The organism is Nucisporomicrobium flavum (assembly GCF_016464385.1).
In the GTDB taxonomy this organism is placed as follows: Bacteria; Actinomycetota; Actinomycetes; order Mycobacteriales; family Micromonosporaceae; genus Actinoplanes; species Actinoplanes flavus_A.
On the sequence record NZ_JADMLH010000003.1, the window covers coordinates 555,838 to 571,447 of the forward strand.

A 15,610-nucleotide genomic window follows, 5' to 3' on the forward strand; every position below is an offset into this window, starting at 1 on the left:
GGACGAGGAACGTCACCGCTCGATCCTAGTGAGCCATTTTCACCTCGCGTCGAGGCGGGCGGCCGGTAGCTCGAAGACCAGCTCAAGGCCGTCCTCGTCGTCCCACTGGTCGCCCACCTGACGGAAGCCGTGCCGGGCGGCGAGGGCCAGCGACGGCACGTTGCCGGGCCCGATCGACAGCCGTACCGTGTGGACCTCCGGCTCCCGGGCCGCCCGGTCCAGCAGCACGGCCAGGGCGGCCCCGCCGTAGCCGCGGCGGCGGTACTCGGGGTCGACGGCGTACCCGATCTCGACCAGCCCGTCCTCCGGCCGCCCGTGGTAGCCGGCCCGGCCGACCGCCTGCCCCGTGGCCTCGTCCCGGATGACGCCGGTGACCCATGCGGCCTCGGCCGGATCGGCCAGGACCTGCCGGTGCCGCCTGGACCACAGACCCGCGTTGTCCGGGCCGGCGAGCCAGGCACTGAGCGGCACGGGCGCGACGGCCTGCGCGGCGGCGAGGTCCTGGCGGCTGAGCGCCTCGAGGGCCGCGACGGGCAGCTGGACGATGCGGATGTGGGGGAGTTCGAGCACCGTCGGAGCGTACGCAATCACGCCGGCTCCCGCGCCGACGGTTGTGGAATACGCGTTGAAAGATCTACGACAGTGTGTCTTTCCGGTCCGATCCGGCGCTCTAGCCTGAGAGGGTAATTGCCGCGGTGGTGCGATCGGAAAACGATCGGTGAACGCGGAAGAATGGCGAGAGCGTCGCACCCCCTCTCGGGGCGGAGCATCTTTTGCGATCGAATTCATGGACATCCGCCGTCGGCGATGTCGATGGTGCGTGAGCGATTCGTCAGCACGCGTCCGGCGCCACCGTCACCGGCGATCTCATCGTCCGGCACCACAGTCACGCCCCCGCCCGGGGGCTATTCATCGGAAGGTACCGCATGACCTCGTCGAATCCGCCCGAGCAGAACACCGTGGACGCGACCACCCGGTCCGCCGACCCGGCGGCCGGTCTGCCGGCCGACCCGGCGTCGGCCGAGCTCGCCACCGCATCCCCCGCCGTCCCGGCGGCCGGGCTGCCCGCCGACCCGGCGGCCGTCTCGCCGACCGAGGCCGCAGCCGACGCCGGCCGGGCCGCGGCGCAGCTGGGAGCGACGCTCGCCGCGGCCGCCGCGCCGCAAGGGCTCGACGCGCCGACGACGAACTTCACGTCGGAGCTGAACAACATCGATTTCCGGAAGATGATCGGAGGCCCGTTGCAGGCCGCGGTCGATGCGCAGGTCGCGTCGTCGCTGGCCACCATCGACTTCATCAACAAGGTGGGCTTCACCGCTGTCACGACCAGCGGCCCCGACCCCGCCGACGGTCAGCCGGTGGCCGTCAAGCGTGAACTCGTGATGGTCGACTTCACCCACAAGCGCACGGACCTGGACAAGGCCGGGAAGCCCGTCAAGACGGATGTCTTCGTCCGGGTGCCCCTGCTGGCGATGCTGCCGATCCCGTCCCTGCGTATCGAGCAGGTGGTGATCGACTTCAACGTGAAGCTCAACTCGGTGGAGACCGCCGGCGTCTCGGACCAGCTGAAGGTCGGCGCCGAGGTCGGCGGCGGATTCGGCCCGGTGAACTTCAAGGTGTCCGCGTCGTACCAGCGCCAGACCTCGACCAATGTGGAGGTCAAGAAGGAATACGCGTTGAACGTCAACGTGAAGGCCGTGCAGGACGAGATCCCCGCCGGGCTGGAGAAGATTCTCGGAATGCTTTCCGCGTGACGATCTCCGGCCGAGTGAACTGACGAGACGAGGGGCGGGCGACCGTGGCCGAAATTACCTTGAGCGACTATGCCGGCTTCATTCTCCTGGAGCTTGTCAAGGCCCGGGAGATGGCGGACGGGTATTCTCGCGAAGTAGCGCAACGATATGCGGCGGACGACGTGATGCGTTACTTCCCCGCCCCCCGTTTCACCATGCCGAAGCTGGACCTCACCATCCCGATCCTCATTTCCGGCGCGCGGTTCGACCAGACCGTCCGGTTCGACTTCCCGGCGCAGGATTTCGTCACGTTCATCGCCGACCACGCGAAGGGCGTACGGGTGGCCGTCGAACTGGCCCGGCTCCGCGACAAGGGCCTCAGCGACCTGGAGCTCAAGGAACCGCCGCAATCGCGTGTCGTCGAGGAGCTCGCGACCGAGTTCTACAAGCAACTGGTGTCGAACCCGGAGCCGCGTCACCCCGACACGCTGGTGAGGCTGGGCTGGACGGCCGTCGTCCGGGCGTGCCTGGAGGAGGCCGAGCTCACCGCCTTCTTCGCCCGGTGGGACGGCGGGCGGGACCTGCTCGCCACGACGATGGCGGAGGTGCTGGCCACGGTCGGTGAACGGACCGTGGTGGACCGGACCGCGATCGACAGCCTGCTCGTCAACCCGGTGACGAACGTGGTGAAGAACGGGAGCACCGATGCCTCCGTCTGCACCGTCCGCGCGGAGCTGCTCGAGGAAGGCGTCTACTTCCGGTCCGTTCAGGACGGCGAGAGCGGGCGTACGCACACCGTCGTGGAGTTCGAGTAGCCATGCAACGTTTCCTGCACGACCGGCTGAGACGGCTGGAGGCTCTTCTCGACTCCTGCAACGACGTCATGCGGGCGTACACGGCCCACGAGCTGGACGTCGTGGCGACCGCTGCGGAGTTCCTCGGTCAGGCCTCCGCCGGCTATCAGAAGCTGGGCGACGCGGACGCCGAGAGCGACATGCTGGCCCTCGGGGCGCAGCTGTCGTCGGCCCGCAGCGGGATGCACCCGCTGACGCTCGAACGCATCACGGCGCGCCGGCGCGAGGCGGAGCGGTCGATCGTGCTGCACGCGCTGGTGTCCAGCGGGACCCGGCTACGTGCGGACTACGCCGAGACGCGGCAGAGCCTGACGGCGGCGGAGAGCCAGCTGGTCCCGATTCTCACCGTGGCGGCGCAGCGGGGAATGCTGCCGGGCTCCGCGGACGGCCCACCCACGCAGCTCGAGCTCGAGCAGCTGTGGCAGACGCTGTGCGCCGATGCAGGCATCCGCCCGGCGGCCCGGCAGGTGGCGATGACGGTGTCGGTCTCCGACGTCCTGCTGCTCATCTCCGACCTGTTGGTCGCGGCCGATCGGCCCCGCTGAGCCGCGCCGGTCGGGGCCGGCGCCGGTCTTGCCGTCAGTGGTATCGCAGCTCGCCGGCCCGGATGGGGACCTGCAGGGTGTTCTCGGGCGGGGCGAGCGGGCACAGCCACCGGTCGTCGTACGCGCAGCTCGGGTTGTAGAGGTAGTTGAAGTCGAGCCGCACCCGGTCGGGGCCGAGCATCTGCAGGCCCCGGCCGTGGGTGCCCTTCACGGTGTCGGTCAGGTAGCGGCCGCCGCCGTACGTCTCGGGGCCGCTGGTGGCGTCGCGGACCGGCAGGAACAGCCCGCCCCCGTACGCCGCCAGCCACCACAGCGACAGCTCACCCCACGGCGTGTCGAGGATGCCGACGCGCTCGTAGTGGCACACGCCGTCGGCGCCGCCGGTGTCGATGTCGAGCTCGCCCGGCGCAGGGCGCAGTGGCACGTCGGCGACGAACTCGTCGGTTCCGGGGAAGTAGCGCAGCCCGTCGAACGGCTCGCCGCGCGGAATAGCCGACTGGGGGTGGTCGGCGAAGAGCGCGTCGCGCCGGGCCCGGAAGTCGGCGAGGTCGGTGGCGGTCAGGTAGAGGTGGGCGACGGCCGCGCGGTAGTCGGCGAGTTCGAGTGCCTGCACGCCTCCACGGTAGCCCGATCCCTTGAGTGGATCTTGCTGTTCGGCCTAGGCTCGAGGAGTCACGGTATTGAAACGTTTAAATGCGTGACTGGGTTCCGTGCCCTTCTCACCCACCGAGGAGAACCGCATGGCAAGAACCGTCCTGGCCAGGGTCGGCACAGCCGCCGTGGCCGCCGCCCTCTCGATCCCCCTCTGCGCCCCGCCGGCCGGCGCCCGTCCCGTTGAACGCCGGATTGAAACGCTCTCCGGCGCGCACTGGATCTGGTACCCGGAGGACCCGCCCGCCGCCGCCACCCGCTACCTGCGCCGGGCGTTCACCGCGCCGGCGGGGCCGTACACCGCCGCCGAGCTGCTGCTGACCGGGGACGACACCGTCGACGTGTGGCTCAACGACACCTGGCTGACCGCCTCCCCGCGGGCCACCGACTCCTGGAAGCAGGCCCTGTCCGTCGACCTCGCCGCGGCGCTGCGGCCCGGCGCCAACACGCTCACCATCGCCGCCCGCAACAACGGAGGCCCGGCCGGTGTCCTCGGCCACCTGCGGGTCACGTCGGCCGCCGGTACCGCCGACCTCGTCACCGACGGCGCCTGGCAGGCCGCGAACGGCCCGTCCGACCACCCCGCAGCCGCCCACAAGCGGACTGAAGGCTCCACCCCGCAGACGTGGGTCGGGGCGCGCGACCTGGGGGCGTACGGCACCGGGCCGTGGCGGCAGGACGTGCGGCTCCCGGCCGCTGCCGCCTCGCCCGTCACCGTCGCCGGGCTCACCACCGAGCGGCGGGCGAACCCGGTCGGGATCGACGCGGCGAAGCCGCACTTCGGCTGGCGGCTCGTCACCACGGCCAAGGGGCAGGTGCAGGGCCGGTACCAGGTCACCGTGGGCACCCGGCCGGGCGCGGCGGACGTGTGGGACAGCGGGCAGGTCGCGTCCCGGCAGTCCGTCGACGTGACGTACGGCGGCCCCGCGCTCGCCGCCGACCGCACCTACCACTGGCGCGTACGGGTCTGGGACGCGCAGGGCCGCCCGAGCCCGTGGAGCGCGCCGGCCCGCTTCGACACCGGCCTCGACGCCTGGCGGGCCGCCTTCATCGGTGCCCCCGGCGGCGCCGACCTCGCGGGTGCCTCCTGGATCTGGTACCCCGAGGGCGATCCCGCCGTGGAGGCCCCGGCCGGTACCCGGTACTTCCGGCGTACGGTCGACCTTGCCGCCACCGGGCGCACGACCCTGGCCGTGACCGGCGACGACACCGCCGACGTCTGGGTCAACGGGGTGCCGGTCAGCTCCTCGCGCCGCGTCACGGATTCGTGGAAGCGGGCGACCACGGTGGACGTCAGCGCGCAGCTGCGTACCGGGCGCAACACCATCGCGGTCGCAGCGTCGAACACCTCGACCGGCCCGGCCGGCCTGATCGCCAAGCTGCAGGGCGCAGCCACGGTCGTCACCGACGCGACGTGGAAGGCGGCGCAGACCGCGCCCGACGGCTGGCAGCAGCCGGGCTTCGACGACAGCGCGTGGCCGGCCGCGAAGGCGACGGCCGCGTCGGGCGCCGGTCCGTGGGGCAACCAGGTGGTCGTGCCGAACCCGGCGCCGCGGCTGGGCAGGACGTTCGCGGTCACCAAGCCGGTGGCCCGGGCCCGGCTGTTCGCCACCGCGCTCGGCCTGCACGAGACGTACCTCAACGGCGCGAAGGTGAGCGCCGAGCGGCTCGCGCCGGGCTGGACCGACTACGCCAAGCGCCTGCAGTACCGGGAGTACGACGTGACCACCGCGCTGAAGCAGGGCGACAACACGCTCTCGGCGCTGCTGGGCAACGGGTGGTACTCGGGCAGCATCGGCTTCGCCGGCGCCCAGCACTACGGCACCTCGCCCTGGTACTCGGCGGAACTCCGCGTCGAGTACGCGGACGGCACGCGCGCGGAGGTGCGTACGGACGGAACCTGGTCGGCGACCACCAGCCCGATCGTGTCCGACGACCTCTACCACGGCGAGGATCAGGACGCCCGCCTCGCAGCCGGCCCGGCTCAGCCGGTGACCGTGCGATCGGCGCCCGCGCCGCACCTGGTCGCCCAGGTCGATCCGGGCGTCACCGTGCAGCAGGAGCTGAAGCCGGTGGCGTGGACGCAGCCGAGGCCGGGCGTCTGGATCGCCGACCTCGGCCAGAACTTCGCCGGCTGGAACAGGCTGCGCGTCTCCGGCCCGGCCGGCGCGAAGGTGACGCTGCGCCACGGCGAGATCCTCAACGCGGACGGCACGCTCTACACCGCGAATCTGCGGGCCGCCCAGGCCACCGACACGTTCACGCTGGCCGGCCAGGGTACGGAGACCCTCGAGCCGCACTTCACCGTGCACGGTTACCGCTACGTCGAGGTGACCGGCCTCCCCGCGGCCCCGGGCGCGGACACCCTCACCGGCCTCGCGGCGTGGACCGACGGCGCGCAGACCGGCACCTTCACCACCTCCGACCCGCTCGTCAACCAGTTGCAGCACAACATCCTGTGGGGTGCGCGGTCCAACATGCTGTCGATCCCGACCGACTGCCCGCAGCGCGACGAGCGGCTCGGCTGGACCGGTGACATCGCGGCGTTCGGGGCCACGTCGACGTTCAACTTCGACACCCACGGCCTGCTCGCCAAGTTCACCGACGACCTGGTCGACGCGCAGCACGCCGACGGGGCGTTCACCGACGTCGCGCCGGACGTGCTGGGCTGGGGCGGCAAGGCCGGATGGGGCGACGCGGGCGTCATCGTGCCGTACGTGCTGTGGCAGCGCTACGGGGACCTGTCCGCTGTGGACCGGGCGTTCCCGGCGATGGCGAAGTGGGTCGACTACCTGCGCGGGACGGCCGGCGCCGACCTGATCCGCAACCAGGACACGTACGGCGACTGGCTCAACGTCGACGACCCCACGGCGAACGACCTGACCAGCACCGCGTTCTTCGGCTGGTCGGCGCGGCTCGTGTCGCGGATGGCGGCCGCGACCGGGCGTACGGCGGAGGCGGCCACGTACGGCGACCTCGCCGACCGCATCGCCGCGGCCTTCACCAGCCGTTTCGTGGCCGCGGACGGCACAGTAGGCGCCAACAGCCAGACCGGCTACGTCTTGGCGCTCGCGTTCGGTCTGGTGCCCGCCGACCGGCAGCAGGCGGTGGCGGACAGGCTCGCGGCCAAGGTGGCGTCCCGCAACGGGCACCTGTCCGTCGGCTTCATGGGTGTCGAGAACCTGCTGCCGGTCCTCGCCGAGCACGGACACCTCGACACGGCGTACCGGATCCTGCAGCAGCCGGACTATCCGGGCTGGGGCTACATGAACTCCCGCGGCGCGACCACGATCTGGGAGCGCTGGGACGGGATCCGGACCGACGGTTCGCTGCAGGACCCCGGCATGAACTCCTTCAACCACTACGGTCTCGGCTCGGTCGGGGACTGGCTCTACCGCAGCGTCGGCGGGCTCGCCCCGGCCACGCCGGGATACCAGAACCTGCTGATCGCGCCGAAGCCCGGCGGCTCGCTCACGACCGCGGCCACGTCGCTGACGACCGGGTACGGCGAGACGCGGACGCAGTGGACGAGGAGCGGTCCGGGGCTGACCCTGACCGTCGTCGTGCCGCCGAACACCACCGCCACGGTGCAGGTGCCGGCGTCCTCGGCCACCGCGGTCACCGCACCGGCCGAGGCGGTGCCGCAGGGCTTCCAGAACGGCACGGCGTCGTACGCGCTGCCCTCCGGCTCGTACACCTTCACGGCTCAGGCGGGGTAGGCGGTCGCCTCGGTCGCCTTGAGGGCGGCCCACACCTCGCGTCCCGGTTCCAGCCCCAGCTGGACGGCGGCCGCCGGCGTCACGTCGGCGGCCACCGCCACCGGGCCGGTCAGCTCGATGCGCAGCGCGTCGCCGTGCCGGGCCACCGCGGTCACGGTCGCCTGCCAGGTGTTGCGCGGGCTTCCCTCCGGCCGTACGGCGTAGAGCGCCACCGCGGCCGGGGGGAACGCCACGAACACGTCGCCGGTGTGCGGGGTCGCGGTGGTGAGGGTGAAGCCGCCGCCGACCTGGACCCGGATGCCCTCGGCGTGACCCCGGTAGAGGTTCAGCCCGACGAGCCGGGCGACGTAGTCGGTACGCGGCCGCGACGTGATCGTGGCCGCGTCGCCGGTCTGCACCACCCGGCCGTCCTCGACGATGACGAGCCGGTCGGCGAGCATCATCGCGTCCAGCGGGTCGTGCGTGACCAGGACCGCAGGCCCGGCATGCGCGCCGAGGTGGGTTCGCAGGTGCGCGCGGGTGTCCAGCCGGGTCCGCGCGTCCAGGGCCGCGAGCGGCTCGTCGAGCAGGAGCAGTTCCGGCTCGGTGGCCAGCGCCCGGGCCAGCGCGACGCGTTGCGCCTGCCCGCCGGAGAGCTGCCGGGGCTTCTTGCCGGCGTGCTCGGCCAGGCCCACGCGGGTCAGCAGGTCGTCCGCGCGCCGCCGTGACTCGGCGCGGGACAGGCCACGGCAGCGCGGCCCGAACGCGACGTTGTCCACTGCGGACAGGTGCGGGAACAGCAGGTAGTCCTGGAACACCACGCCGATGCGCCGCTGCTCGGGTGCGATGAACAGCCGCGCCGCGGGATCGTCGAGGGTCCGGTCGTGCAGCCGCACGTACCCGTCGTCCAGGGCGATGAGGCCGGCCAGCGCGCGCAGAGCCGTCGTCTTCCCGGCGCCGTTCGGGCCGAGCAGCGCCACGACCTCGCCCGGTTCGGCGCGCAGCGGGACGTCGAGCGTGAAGCCGGGCCGGCGCACCACGAGGTGCGCGTCGAGGGTCACGACGTACCCAGCCAGCGGTCGCGCAGGCCGGCGAGGATCAGCACCGACACCGCGAGCAGCACGAGGCTCAGCACGATCGCCGCGTCCAGGTCCTGCTCCAGCGCGAGGTAGACGGCCAGCGGCATGGTCTGCGTACGCCCGGGGAAGTTGCCGGCGAACGTGATGGTCGCGCCGAACTCGCCGAGCGCCCGCGCCCAGCACAGCACCGCCCCCGCCGCCACCCCCGGCGCGATCAGCGGCAGCGTCACCCGCCGGAACGCCGTCCAGCGGCCCGCCCCGAGCGTCGCGGCCGCCTCCTCGTAGCGCGCGTCCGCCGCCCGCAGCGCCCCCTCCACGCTGATCACCAGGAACGGCATGGCCACGAACGCCTCGGCCAGCACCACGCCCGCGGTCGTGAACGGCAGGGTGACGCCCAACGTCGCGTCCAGCCACCCGCCGAGCAGCCCGCGGCGGCCGAAGACCAGCAGCAGCGCCACGCCGCCGACCACCGGCGGCAGCACCAGCGGCACGGTGACCAGCGCCCGGACCAGGCGTCGCCCCGGGAACGTGGTCCGGGCCAGGAGCCAGGCCAGCGGTACGCCGGCCAGCAGGCACAGCGCGGTCGCGAGCGTGGCGGTGAGCAGGGACAACCGCAGGGCTGCCAGCACGCCCGGCTCGGTCAGCCGCTGCGGCAGCGTCGACCAGGGCGCCCGGATGAGCAGCCCGGCCAGGGGCAGCACGAGGAACGCCAGCCCGGCGATCGCGGGGATCGCCAGGGCGAGCGGAGCCCGGGAGCGCGGCCTGCTCAGGGCCGCTGGAACCCTGCGTCGGCCAGCACCTGCTGGGCCTGCGGTGTCTGCACGAACGCGACGAACGCGTCGGCTCCGGAACGGTTCGGCGCCTTCGTCAGCGCGACGATCGGGTAGTCGTTGATCGCCGAGGCGGACTCGGGGAACTCCACACCCGCCACGTCGGCCGCCGCCGCGCGGGCGTCCGTACGGTAGACCAGCGCCGCGTCCACCTCACCCAGCTTGACCTTGGCGAGCGCGGCCCTGACGTCCTGCTCCTCGGTCACCGGCTTCAGCGCGACGCCGGCCGCGGACAGGGCCTTCTGCGCGGCCGCGCCGCACGGCACCTGCGCCGCGCACATCGCGACCTTCACGCCGGGCTTCGCCAGCGCCGCGAGCGACGTGATGCCCTCCGGGTTTCCCTTGGGTACGGCGATGACCAGCTGGTTGCGGGCGAACGTCACCGGGGTGCCGCCGTCCCCGGCATCCGTGACCGTCGTCATCGTGGCCGGGCTGGCCGCGGCGAAGACGTCCGCGGGCGCGCCGGCGGTGATCTGCTGGGCCAGGCCGGTGCTGCCGCCGTAGGAGAACACGACGTCCGTGCCGGGGTTCGCCTTCTCGAAGAGCTCGCCGATCCGATCGAACGATCCGGTCAGCGACGCGGCGGCCAGCACGGTGACCTTCTCGTCCCCGGCGGCGGCCTGAGCGCTGCACCCGGCCGCTATCAGCACCGCCGCGAGCGCGGCCGGCAACCGTGTCCTCATCCGTCCCCCCGCTCCACGACCACCGTCGTCGACTTGATGACGGCCACCGCCACGGAGCCGACCTCGAGGCCCAGGTCGTCCACCGCCTCGCGGCTCATCAGCGACACCACCCGGAACGGGCCGGCCTGGATGTCGACCTGCGCCATCACCGCGTCGCGCGTGATGGCCGTGACCAGGCCGCGCAGCCGGTTGCGCGCCGACGAGCGGTGCGCGCCGGCACCCGGGCCGGCCGCCAGGGAGCGGGCGTACGCGGCCAGATCGGCGCCCGCGATGCTGCGGTGACCGTGGTCGTCGCGGGCCGCGGCCAGCCGTCCCGCGTCCACCCAGCGGCGCACGGTGTCGGCGCTGACCCCGAGCAGCTCGGCCGCCTCACCGATGCGGTACGTCGTCACGCCGGCCAGCATAGCCGCATGTGCGAGGGCTTTTCACCAGGCGGCCTTGCTTCTGCTAGAGGCGCTGGAGCTCCTCGGCCAGCATCTTCGACATCCGCACATGCCACTCGTGGCCGACCGGGACGCCGCGGCTCGGGCACTCGGTCACCATGAGCGTGTAGAGGTGCAGCCGGTACAGCGTCAGCCGGGTCCGCGCGTCGTCGTCGAGCACCAGGCCGGTGGCGGCGGCGTACCCGCGCAGGAACGGGTGGTCCGGCTCGTCCTCGATGCGGTGGAACAGCGCGGGGGAGACGAGGTCGAGCAGCGGGTCGCCGTACAGGTGCCGCTCGCCGTCGACCAGGCCGGTGAGCCTCCCGCCCTCGGTCAGCACGTTGCCGTCCCACAGGTCGAAGTGCAGCAGGGCCGGGCGGGTCACGGACGCCAGCACCGCCCGATGCCGCTCGACCGTCTCCAGGATCCCGGCGGGCAGCGGCACGTCCCAGTCGGCCGCGTCGGCGATCAGGGCCCGCATGATCGCCGTGAACGCCTCCGGCCAGTCGCGGCCCGAGGGGCGGCCGCCGTCGTAGCCGAAGAGGTCGCCCTCGATGGTGTGGACGCGCGCGATCACGCGGCCCAGTTCCTCGCGGACGGCCGCCGCGTCGGGGACCTCCGTGAGCGACCGTCCGGGCAGGAGGGTCGTGGCGATCCAGCCGTCGCCCAGGTGCAGCACCTCCGGCACCGGCGCGACATCGCGGACCATCCGGAAATACCGGGCCTCGGCGGGGATGAGGTCGCGTTCGTACCGCAGCAGCCGTACGTCGTCGGCCGGGCCCGCTTTCACCACCACGGAACGGCCGTCGGCGAGCGTCGCCCGCCACACCGCCGCGAAGCCGCCACCGGACAATTCGGCGGCTTGCACCACCTCGGTCCCCAGGACGGGTGACAGCATGGCATCGATCATCCGGAGGTCCAGCTCGCGCTGGGTGGGACTGCGCATGCGCCATTGTGTACCGAACCGTAAGGTGTTTCTGGCCCCGAAGGGGTACAGACTGGTGCATGACCGTCCGCCATGAAGGGCCGCGGTTGACGAACCACGGCCGGGACCCCGCCGTCCCGCACCCGCGCTCCGTGCCGCTCGAACCGCCGAGGGGCGCCGCGGACCTGCCCCGATACCTGCGCGCTCTGCGCCGCCTGGGAGACGCCGACGACCTGGCCGCCGCGTACGCCGGCTGCACGATCGCCGTCGAGGTCGCCGGGCGCGAGGGTGACGCGGCCGGGCTCGTCGCGGCGTACTCGCAGCGCTCCTCGGTGTCCCGCCGCAGCGGCGACCTGCCCGCAGCGGCCCGCGACGCCGAGGCCGCGGCCGACCTGCTCGCCGTCTCCGGCGCCGAGCCGGGCGGCGCGACGGCGGCCCTCCTGCTGTCGCGGCGGATCGCCGTGCTGCTCGACATGGGCGACGTCGACCGGGCCGGCCTGCTGTTCGCCGCCGCCCCGTTCGGCGGTGACCTGCCCGACGACCCCGAGTTCCTGCTGCTGCGCTACGTGCGGGGCCGCCTGCACGGCGCGGCGGGCCGGCCCGGCGACGCCCTCGCCGACTGGTACCGGTGCGGCGAGCGGGTGGCCGTCCGCCGCTTCGACCACCCCGGCGTGCTGCCGTGGCGCTCGGCGGCGGCGGACGTCCTCACCGGCATCGGTGCCGCCGAGGCGGCCGAGCGGCTCGTCGCGGAAGAGGTGGCGCTGACCCGCCGGCACGGGCTGGCGTCGGCGCTCGGCCGGGCGCTGCGCATCCAGGGCCGGGTGCTGCCCGGGGCAGCCGGGCTGGCCCGGGCGGAGGAGGCGGTCCGGGTCCTGCAGGGTGCCCCGCGCCGCTTCGAGCTGGCCACCGCGCTGGTCGACCTCGGTGAGCTGCTGCACCAGGCCAAGCGGCGTCCGCAGGCCCGGCGGGTGCTGCGCGACGGCCTGGAGCTCGCCGAGCGGTGCGGCTCCCCGGGGCTCGCCGCCCGCGCCCGCCGTACCACCCGTGGGCGGGCCACCTAGTTAGGGTAGCCTTCGCTTCCATGATGTCCGTCCTGGCGCCGCCGCAGCTGCGGCCGTACCAGCCGTTCCCGCTGCGCGTGGCCCGGGCGGCCCGGCTGAGCAGCAGCTTCGTGCGGATCACGCTGACCGGCGAGGCGCTGGCGGACTTCGCGTACCACGGGTTCGACCAGCGGGTCAATCTGCTGTTCCTGCCCCCGGGCGCAGACCACGAGGCGTTCGCCCGTACGGCGGACTGGCGCTCGTGCGGTGCCCCGCTGCGGGTCTACACCGTGCGGGCGTACCGGCCGGAGGTGGCCGAGCTCGACATCGACTTCGTGCTGCACGGCGACGCCTCCCCGGCATCGCGGTGGGCCGGCGCGGCGGTTCCGGGCGACCGGATCGTCATGATCGGCGCGACCCCGGGGCACCCGGTCACGGACGTGGCCTGGAAACCTCCGGCGAGCGCGGAACTGCTGCTGCTCGCGGCCGACGCGACGGCCCTCCCCGCGGCGGCGTCGATCCTGGAGTCCCTCGACCGCCCCGCCCGCGCCGTCCTCGAGGTGCCGTACGCCGACGACCGCCTGCCCGTCGCGGGACGCCACGACATCACCTGGCTCGTCCGCGCCCACGGCGACCGGATCGAACCCGTGGTCCGGTCCCTGCTGGGCGGCGGCGCCGCGGTTGCCGCGGACGCCCGGCCGGCCGACGAGGACGGCATCGTGTGGGACGTGCCGTCGCAGGCCACCGGCACCTTCTACGCCTGGCTCGCGGGGGAGTCGCGGACGGTCGTCGCCCTGCGCCGCCACCTCGTCGGCGAGCGCGGCATCGACCGCAACGCGGTCGCCTTCATGGGCTACTGGAGGAGCTAGACCGGTAGCGGGTCGCGGGGTGCCCACTGGGTGTGCTCGGCGAACGCGCGGTAGCGGTGCAAGGCGATGAACAGCCAACCCAGGCTGAGGATCGCCAGGATGATGAACGGGATCACCCCGCCGAAGGTGTCCCACGCCGTGTGCATGGCCACCGCACCGGCGAAGGTGGCGAGGAACGCGAGGACCCGCTTGCCGGTCGGTGACGCGATCATCGCCCAGAGCGCTCCGCAGGTGAGGCCTGTCCAGGCGGTGTGCCCCGCGGGGGCGGTCAGGCCGCGGACGAACAGCGTCTCCTCGACGGCGGTGATGTTGCCCTTGGACTCGAGCAGGGCGCTGAACCCGTACCCCATGGTCTCGAGCGCGGCGAACCCCATGCCGGACGCGACCCCGATGACCAGCCCGTCGCTGGGCAGCCGCCGCCCGCGCCGGGCGAGCAGGACGAACAGCAGGACCACCGGGACGATCATCTTCGCCGCCTCCTCGATGACCGCGACGAAGAGCATCGGCAGCGCGCCGAGCCCGCGCAGCGCGTCGTACTCCAGGGTCCCGGCCACGACGACCCCGATGACCCCGCCGAAGAAGGCGGCGATGACCAGCGCCGCGGCCGGCACCTGCCATCGGCCGGTCCGGGCCTGCGCGAACGACAGGAAGGCCAGGGGTACGACCGTCGCGCCGAGCAGCAGCAGCGAGGGCACGAAGTTGAGGTTCTGCGTGCGGATCAGCGTCCGCAGCACGATGACGTAGAGCACCAGCCCGACGACCAGGACGCCCAGCCAGGCCCACCGGCGGGAGAGATCACGCATGCATCGGAGTCTCGCGCACCGGTAGGGGTTCCGCTACCAGCGATTTTCAGTGTGTCTCGCCAAGTACTTAATCTGATACAGTACCTGGCATGGTTGACAACTCGCGGGACGTCCTCGCCGCGGACCTGCTGCGGGGGCACACCGACACGATCGTGCTGGGCGTGCTGCGCCGCGAGGACCGGTACGGCTTCGAGATCTTCAAGCGGATCCGCGACGCCACCGGTGGGCGGCACGAGATCAAGGAGGCGACCCTCTACGCGACGTACCGCCGGCTCATGAAGGACGGCCTCATCGAGGCGTACTGGGGTGACGAGAGCCAGGGCGGCCGGCGCAAGTACTACCGCATCACGGATGCCGGCCGTGCCGTCTACCGCCGCAACGCGGCGGCGTGGGCGGCCACCCGCGACATCATCGACACCCTGCTCGACCTCGACGACGGCTCCCGCTCATCCGACACGACTGTGAGGCGGTCATCGTGACCCTGTCAGACGAGACCCCGGGCGGGGCCGGCATGCACGTGCACCGCCTGCTCGACGAGGCGTTCGCCGGCGTCGAGATGGGCCCCGAACAGCAGGACCTCAAGGAGGAGATGCGCGGCAACCTCGTCGCCCGCGTCGCCGAGCTGACGGCGGCCGGCATGGGCGAGCCGGCCGCGGCCCGCCGGGCCGTCGACGAGCTGGGCGACGTCCGCGGGATCCTCGACGCGACCGAGCCGCAGCCCGGCCCGTCCGGCGCTGCCTGGCAGTCCCGGCGCGTACGGCCCGACCCGGCGTTCGCGGTCCGCACGGTGGTGCTGTCGGCCCTCGCCACGGCCGGGCTCGTGGTGCTCGCCCTCGCCGCCACGCTCGTCGACATGCCGTTCGCCGCCCAGGTCGTCGCCGTGGTGGTGGTCGCCGCGGTGGCCGGAGCGATCACCGCCGACGCGCTGCGGCAGGAGACCACGGGCAGCCACCCGATGCCTCCCGCCCGGGCCGCCGGGTACGGCGCCGCGATGCTGCTCGCCGTGGCCGCCCTCGGCGCCGGCTGGCTGTACCTGCGTGACGCCGGCCTCCCGTGGCTCATCGCCGGGGCGCTCGTGCTGGTGGTGGCCGCCGCCCTCTTCACGTACCTGGGCGCCACCCAGACCAACCGGCACAAGGCGTGGGTGGTCCGGCAGCAGCAGGAGGCGTACGGCTCCGACCGCTTCACCGAGGACCCGGCAGCCGCCGCGCGCTTCGGCATCTACACCGTCACGGTGTGGCTGGTGGCCGCCGCGGCCTTCCTGGCGTTGACGCTCACGGCCGGCTGGGCCTGGTCCTGGCTGGCGGTGGTCGGCGGCTTCGTCGCGATGACCGTCCTGATCGCCCGCATGCTCTTCGCCCCGAAACCCTGAATCAGGGCCGTGGGGGGGGGGGGGCCCCCCCCCCCCCCCCCCGGGGCCCCCCCCCCCCCCCCCCCCCCGCCGCCCGGGGCGGGCCGGCGGGCCCCCCGCCCACCGG

General features: G+C 73.3%; 16 protein-coding genes. 8 read left to right on the plus strand and 8 right to left on the minus strand.

Annotated features, from left to right (window positions below; translation table 11 throughout):
* Positions 1–39 precede the first annotated feature (39 nt).
* Positions 40–570, minus strand: a complete 531-nt coding sequence (locus tag IT780_RS10615) for a GNAT family N-acetyltransferase (protein WP_307831127.1) — start codon at positions 568–570, stop codon at positions 40–42.
* A gap of 356 nt (positions 571–926) precedes the next feature.
* On the opposite strand from IT780_RS10615, the gene IT780_RS10620 reads away from it, so the two are divergent.
* From IT780_RS10620 to IT780_RS10630, 3 genes are all read left to right on the plus strand, one after another.
* The gene (locus tag IT780_RS10620) at positions 927–1,754 is read left to right on the plus strand and encodes a DUF2589 domain-containing protein (protein WP_199511270.1); all 828 of its coding nucleotides are present in this window, start codon (positions 927–929) and stop codon (positions 1,752–1,754) included.
* 194 nt (positions 1,755–1,948) lie between these two features.
* Positions 1,949–2,548 carry a hypothetical protein gene (locus tag IT780_RS10625; protein WP_199511271.1) on the plus strand — a complete coding sequence of 200 codons (600 nt, stop codon included), beginning with the start codon at positions 1,949–1,951 and terminating at the stop codon, positions 2,546–2,548.
* A 2-nt stretch (positions 2,549–2,550) separates the two neighbouring features.
* Positions 2,551–3,132, plus strand: a complete 582-nt coding sequence (locus IT780_RS10630) for a hypothetical protein (protein WP_199511272.1) — start codon at positions 2,551–2,553, stop codon at positions 3,130–3,132.
* A gap of 34 nt (positions 3,133–3,166) precedes the next feature.
* Here IT780_RS10630 and IT780_RS10635 read toward each other — a convergent pair whose 3' ends face one another.
* Positions 3,167–3,745, minus strand: a complete 579-nt coding sequence (locus tag IT780_RS10635) for a DUF1684 domain-containing protein (protein WP_199511273.1) — start codon at positions 3,743–3,745, stop codon at positions 3,167–3,169.
* A 127-nt stretch (positions 3,746–3,872) separates the two neighbouring features.
* On the opposite strand from IT780_RS10635, the gene IT780_RS10640 reads away from it, so the two are divergent.
* Positions 3,873–7,502, plus strand: coding sequence for a family 78 glycoside hydrolase catalytic domain (locus tag IT780_RS10640; RefSeq protein ID WP_199511274.1), 3,630 nt, complete (start codon positions 3,873–3,875; stop codon positions 7,500–7,502).
* Here the strand turns inward: IT780_RS10640 and IT780_RS10645 are convergent.
* From IT780_RS10645 to IT780_RS10665, 5 genes are read right to left on the minus strand one after another with little or no spacing between them, the layout of a single operon-like run.
* A complete protein-coding gene (locus tag IT780_RS10645) occupies positions 7,490–8,542 on the minus strand; it encodes an ABC transporter ATP-binding protein (protein ID WP_199511275.1) in 1,053 nt (350 codons plus the stop codon). The genes IT780_RS10640 and IT780_RS10645 overlap by 13 nt on opposite strands.
* Positions 8,539–9,330, minus strand: coding sequence for an ABC transporter permease (locus IT780_RS10650; protein WP_199511492.1), 792 nt, complete (start codon positions 9,328–9,330; stop codon positions 8,539–8,541). The genes IT780_RS10645 and IT780_RS10650 overlap by 4 nt, the downstream gene beginning before the upstream one ends.
* A complete protein-coding gene (modA, locus tag IT780_RS10655; RefSeq protein ID WP_199511276.1) occupies positions 9,327–10,073 on the minus strand; it encodes a molybdate ABC transporter substrate-binding protein in 747 nt (248 codons plus the stop codon). Before modA ends, IT780_RS10650 begins: the two co-directional genes overlap by 4 nt.
* Complete coding sequence (locus IT780_RS10660; protein WP_199511277.1) at positions 10,070–10,465, minus strand: TOBE domain-containing protein; 396 nt, start codon at positions 10,463–10,465, stop codon at positions 10,070–10,072. The genes modA and IT780_RS10660 overlap by 4 nt, the downstream gene beginning before the upstream one ends.
* Positions 10,466–10,520: 55 nt before the next feature.
* Positions 10,521–11,441 (minus strand): aminoglycoside phosphotransferase family protein, encoded by a 921-nt coding sequence (locus tag IT780_RS10665; protein WP_233412523.1) that lies wholly within the window; start codon positions 11,439–11,441, stop codon positions 10,521–10,523.
* 59 nt (positions 11,442–11,500) lie between these two features.
* Here IT780_RS10665 and IT780_RS10670 point away from each other — a divergent pair, with 59 nt between their 5' ends.
* Positions 11,501–12,481 (plus strand): hypothetical protein, encoded by a 981-nt coding sequence (locus IT780_RS10670; RefSeq protein ID WP_199511278.1) that lies wholly within the window; start codon positions 11,501–11,503, stop codon positions 12,479–12,481.
* Positions 12,482–12,501: 20 nt separating this feature from the next.
* A complete protein-coding gene (locus IT780_RS10675; protein ID WP_199511279.1) occupies positions 12,502–13,329 on the plus strand; it encodes a siderophore-interacting protein in 828 nt (275 codons plus the stop codon).
* On the opposite strand, the gene IT780_RS10680 is transcribed toward IT780_RS10675, so the two are convergent.
* The gene (locus IT780_RS10680; RefSeq protein ID WP_199511280.1) at positions 13,326–14,132 is read right to left on the minus strand and encodes a PrsW family intramembrane metalloprotease; all 807 of its coding nucleotides are present in this window, start codon (positions 14,130–14,132) and stop codon (positions 13,326–13,328) included. The genes IT780_RS10675 and IT780_RS10680 overlap by 4 nt on opposite strands.
* Positions 14,133–14,221: 89 nt before the next feature.
* Here IT780_RS10680 and IT780_RS10685 point away from each other — a divergent pair, with 89 nt between their 5' ends.
* Positions 14,222–14,611: a PadR family transcriptional regulator gene (locus tag IT780_RS10685; protein ID WP_199511281.1), complete on the plus strand. Its 390-nt coding sequence runs from the start codon at positions 14,222–14,224 to the stop codon at positions 14,609–14,611.
* The gene (locus tag IT780_RS10690; RefSeq protein WP_199511282.1) at positions 14,608–15,504 is read left to right on the plus strand and encodes a permease prefix domain 1-containing protein; all 897 of its coding nucleotides are present in this window, start codon (positions 14,608–14,610) and stop codon (positions 15,502–15,504) included. The genes IT780_RS10685 and IT780_RS10690 overlap by 4 nt, the downstream gene beginning before the upstream one ends.
* The last annotated feature ends 106 nt before the right edge of the window (positions 15,505–15,610 follow it).

Excerpts from the sequence above, each read along its gene's own strand:
- IT780_RS10630 (WP_199511272.1), top strand. The coding sequence starts at position 2,551 with ATGCAACGTTTCCTGCACGACCGGCTGAGACGGCTGGAGGCTCTTCTC.
- IT780_RS10625 (WP_199511271.1), top strand. The coding sequence starts at position 1,949 with ATGCCGAAGCTGGACCTCACCATCCCGATCCTCATTTCCGGCGCGCGG.
- IT780_RS10685 (WP_199511281.1), top strand. The coding sequence starts at position 14,222 with ATGGTTGACAACTCGCGGGACGTCCTCGCCGCGGACCTGCTGCGGGGG.
- IT780_RS10620 (WP_199511270.1), top strand. The coding sequence starts at position 927 with ATGACCTCGTCGAATCCGCCCGAGCAGAACACCGTGGACGCGACCACC.
- modA (WP_199511276.1), bottom strand. The coding sequence starts at position 10,073 with ATGAGGACACGGTTGCCGGCCGCGCTCGCGGCGGTGCTGATAGCGGCC.
- IT780_RS10640 (WP_199511274.1), top strand. The coding sequence starts at position 3,873 with ATGGCAAGAACCGTCCTGGCCAGGGTCGGCACAGCCGCCGTGGCCGCC.
- IT780_RS10665 (WP_233412523.1), bottom strand. The coding sequence starts at position 11,441 with ATGCGCAGTCCCACCCAGCGCGAGCTGGACCTCCGGATGATCGATGCC.
- IT780_RS10675 (WP_199511279.1), top strand. The coding sequence starts at position 12,502 with ATGATGTCCGTCCTGGCGCCGCCGCAGCTGCGGCCGTACCAGCCGTTC.
- IT780_RS10670 (WP_199511278.1), top strand. The coding sequence starts at position 11,501 with ATGACCGTCCGCCATGAAGGGCCGCGGTTGACGAACCACGGCCGGGAC.
- IT780_RS10680 (WP_199511280.1), bottom strand. The coding sequence starts at position 14,132 with ATGCGTGATCTCTCCCGCCGGTGGGCCTGGCTGGGCGTCCTGGTCGTC.